The sequence below is a fragment of the Mycobacterium sp. UM_Kg1 genome, from assembly GCF_000972925.1.
Classification (GTDB): Bacteria; Actinomycetota; Actinomycetes; order Mycobacteriales; family Mycobacteriaceae; genus Mycobacterium; species Mycobacterium hiberniae.
In genome coordinates, this window is the sequence record NZ_JRMK01000238.1 from 1 (window position 1) to 3,776 (window position 3,776).

A 3,776-nucleotide genomic window follows, 5' to 3' on the forward strand; every position below is an offset into this window, starting at 1 on the left:
ATGTGTATAAGAGACAGCATCAGCGCCCGGACGGAGACGGCCGAGCAGCTGGAGCAGTTGGATGTGCCGCGCCTGCACCTGCCGACGATCCCCGACGGGATCGACCTCGGCAGTCTCTACGAGCTGTCCGAGATTCTCGGCCAACAGGGGGTTCGATGACACCCGACACGACCGGCAAACCGCTGGCTCTGGACTTGGCGGCGATCCTGGCCGACACCGCCAACCGCGTGGTGGTGTGCTGCGGCGCCGGGGGCGTCGGCAAGACCACCACGGCGGCGTCGATGGCGCTGCGGGCCGCTGAGTACGGCCGCACCGTGGTGGTGCTGACCATCGACCCGGCCCGGCGGCTGGCACAGGCGCTGGGCATCGACGACTTGGGCAACCACCCGCAGCGGGTGCCGCTGTCCCCCGAGGTGCCCGGCCAGCTGTACGCGATGATGCTCGACATGCGCCGCACCTTCGATGAGATGGTGACGCAGTACTCCGGCCCGGAGCGGGCCGAGGCGATCCTGGACAACCAGTTCTACCAAACCGTGGCCACCTCGCTGTCCGGCACGCAGGAATACATGGCGATGGAGAAACTGGGCCAGCTGCTGAGCGAGGACCGCTGGGACCTGGTGGTCGTCGACACGCCTCCGTCGCGCAACGCCCTGGACTTCCTGGACGCGCCCAAGCGGCTGGGCAGCTTTATGGACAGCCGGCTGTGGAAGTTGCTGCTGGGCCCCGGCCGCGGCATCGGCAAACTGGTCGCGGGCGCGGTGGGCCTGGCGATGAAAGCCCTCTCGACCGTGCTGGGCTCTCAAATGCTTTCCGACGCAGCGAATTTCGTGCAGTCACTGGACTCCACTTTCGGTGGCTTCAGAGAGAAGGCCGAGCGCACCTACGATCTGCTCAAACGCCACGGCACTCAGTTCGTGGTGGTGTCGGCCGCCGAGCCCGACGCCTTGCGGGAGGCATCGTTCTTCGTCGACCGGCTCTCGAGCGAGCGGATGCCGCTGGCGGGTCTGATCCTCAACCGGACGCACCCGATGTTGTGCAACCTGCCGATGGAGCGCGCGATCGACGCCATCGAGACGCTGCAGGAGCCCGAGGTCAGCGCGTCGCTGCCTGAGGGAGCCAAGGCGCTCACGGCCGCTGCGCTGCAGATCCATGCCGAGCGCGGCGCGACGGCCAAGCGCGAGATCCGGTTGCTGTCCCGTTTCACCCGGGCCAACCCACGGGTTCCTATCGTCGGGGTGCCGTCCCTGCCGTTCGACGTCTCCGACTTGGAGGCGCTGGGCGCGATCGCCGATCAGCTCACGAACAAAAAGTAGAAGTACGGGCGAAGAGCTCTCAGCCGCGCGTCAGCCGGCGTCGCGCTGCTTGCGCTGGGCGGCGAAGTACTCGCCCCAGGAGGTCACTTCGGGGTGTTGCTTGAGCAGCGCCCGGCGCTGCCGTTCGGTCATGCCGCCCCAGACCCCGAACTCGACTCGGTTGTCCAGCGCATCGGCCAGGCATTCGAGCACGACCGGGCAGTGCCGACAGATCACCGCGGCTTTGCGTTGTGCCGCACCGCGCACGAACAGTTCATCGGGGTCGGCGCCGCGACACACAGCCTTGGAGACCCAGGCGATCCTGCCCTCGTCCTGCACGCCGCGCAGCACGGTTCGGGGAGTTTGGGATGCTGAAGCCGCTGGCATGCTGGTGTTGCGAACCGCTGTCCCTGCAACAGACACTGACGATCCTCCGTCCCGGCCGCCCCGGCAGCCACCTATCCACCCTCGGCGCCGGACCCGCCATTGCGACCTACGCCACATCCTGTCATCAGTGTTACCTGAATCGCACTTGATATCCAAGTTAGGTGGTCAGGTGGCCTTTGCGCAACAGGTTGACCGGCACTTTTTTGGGACGAACGTGCAGTCCGATCATGATTTGGGTCCCAATCAGGCCGTTTGCTGCACGGCGACGTCAATTACCCGGGCGGCCGGGACGGGCCGCGTTCGGGGTCTTCGGTGAGCACCCCCTGCCGTCGGGGTCGGGTTGATGGCGGTGGCCCGCTTCTCCCGGCTTCGCCGCGCTTGCGACCACCGCTAGTGTGTTAGCCATGTCGGAGCGTCCCCCGACCGGTCCTACGGTGCTCAAACTGGCCGGGTGTTGTCTGCTCGCCGCCGTCCTGCTCGCGGCGCTGCTGTTTCCCGTTGCCGGCGGGATCGGCCTGATGTCCAACCGCGCCTCGGATGTGGTGGCCAACGGGTCGGCCCAACTGGTCAGCGGCGATGTCCCAGCGGTGTCGACCATGGTGGACGCCAAGGGCAACACGATCGCCTGGTTGTACTCGCAGCGCCGGTTCGAGGTGCCCAGCGACAAGATCGCCGACACCATGAAGCTGGCGATCGTGTCCATCGAGGACAAGCGGTTCGCCGAGCACAGCGGGGTGGACTGGAAGGGCACGCTGACCGGGTTGGCCGGCTACGCGTCCGGGGACATCGACACCCGCGGCGGCTCCACCCTCGAGCAGCAGTACATCAAGAACTACCAACTGCTGGTGCTGGCCCAGACCGATGCCGAAAAGCGCGCCGCCATCGAGACCACCCCCGCGCGCAAGCTCCGGGAGATCCGGATGGCGCTCACCTTGGACCGGACCTTCACCAAACCGCAGATCCTGACCCGGTATCTGAACCTGGTCTCGTTCGGCAACAACTCCTTCGGCGTCCAAGACGCCGCCCAGACCTACTTCGGTGTCGATGCCGCCGACCTGAACTGGCAGCAGGCCGCGCTGCTGGCCGGCATGGTGCAGTCCACCAGCACCCTCAACCCCTACACCAATCCCGAGGGCGCGCTGGCGCGACGGAATCTGGTGCTTGACACCATGATCGAGAACCTGCCCGCCGAGGCGGACGCGCTGCGGGCGGCCAAGCAGGAACCGCTGGGCATCCTGCCGCAGCCCAACGAGCTGCCGCGGGGCTGCATCGCGGCCGGAGACCGGGCCTTCTTCTGCGACTACGTGCAGGAGTACCTGTCCAGGGCCGGAATCAGCAAGGAACAGGTGGCCCGCGGCGGCTACGTCATCCGCACCACGCTGGACCCCGACGTGCAGGCCCCGGTCAAAGAGGCCATCGACAGCTTCGCCAACCCCAACGTCCAGGGCGTCGCCAGCGTGATGAGCGTGATCAAACCGGGCACCGACGCCCACCCGGTGCTGGCGATGGCCAGCAACCGCACCTACGGGCTCAACGCCGACGTGGGCGAAACCATGCGGCCGCAGCCGTTCTCCCTGGTCGGCGACGGCGCCGGTTCGATCTTCAAGACGTTCACCGTGGCGGCGGCCCTGGAGATGGGCATGGGTATCAACGCCGATCTCGAAGTCCCCGGCAGGTTCCAGACCAAGGGCATGGGCAGCGGCGGCGCCAAGGGCTGTCCCAAGGAGACCTGGTGCGTGGTCAACGTCGCCCCCTACCGGTCCCCGATGAATGTCTCGACCGCGCTGGCGACCTCGCCCAACACCGCGTTCGCCAAACTCATCTCCCAGGTGGGGGTGGGCCGCACCGTGGACATGGCGATCAAACTGGGCCTGCGTTCCTACGCCGATCCGGGCACCGCCCGCGACTACGACCCGGACAGCAACGAGAGCCTGGCCGATTTCGTCAAACGCCAGAACCTGGGCTCGTTCACGCTGGGCCCGATCGAGGTCAACGCGCTGGAGCTGTCCAACGTCGCCGCCACGTTGGCCTCCGGTGGGGTCTGGTGCCCACCGAACCCGATCGACAAGGTCTTCGACCTGTCTCTTATACACATCT

3 protein-coding genes and 1 pseudogene are annotated in these 3,776 nt (G+C 66.9%); 3 read left to right on the forward strand and 1 reads right to left on the reverse strand.

Annotation, left to right across the window (positions count from 1 at the left end):
* Nucleotides 1–159, forward strand: a pseudogene (locus LI92_RS24435) (hypothetical protein); the annotation flags it as partial.
* Nucleotides 156–1,313, forward strand: a complete 1,158-nt coding sequence (gene bagB, locus LI92_RS20345; protein ID WP_046322089.1) for an ATPase BagB — start codon at nt 156–158, stop codon at nt 1,311–1,313. The pseudogene LI92_RS24435 and the gene bagB, both read left to right, overlap by 4 nt.
* A 30-nt stretch (nt 1,314–1,343) precedes the next feature.
* Here the strand turns inward: bagB and LI92_RS20350 are convergent, their stop codons facing one another.
* Nucleotides 1,344–1,679, reverse strand: coding sequence for a WhiB family transcriptional regulator (locus LI92_RS20350; protein ID WP_046322091.1), 336 nt, complete (start codon nt 1,677–1,679; stop codon nt 1,344–1,346).
* A 404-nt stretch (nt 1,680–2,083) separates the two neighbouring features.
* Between LI92_RS20350 and ponA2 the strand changes: the two genes are divergently transcribed.
* Nucleotides 2,084–3,776: transglycosylase/D,D-transpeptidase PonA2 (ponA2, locus tag LI92_RS20355; protein WP_046322093.1), on the forward strand; the 1,693-nt coding region annotated here is incomplete at its 3' end.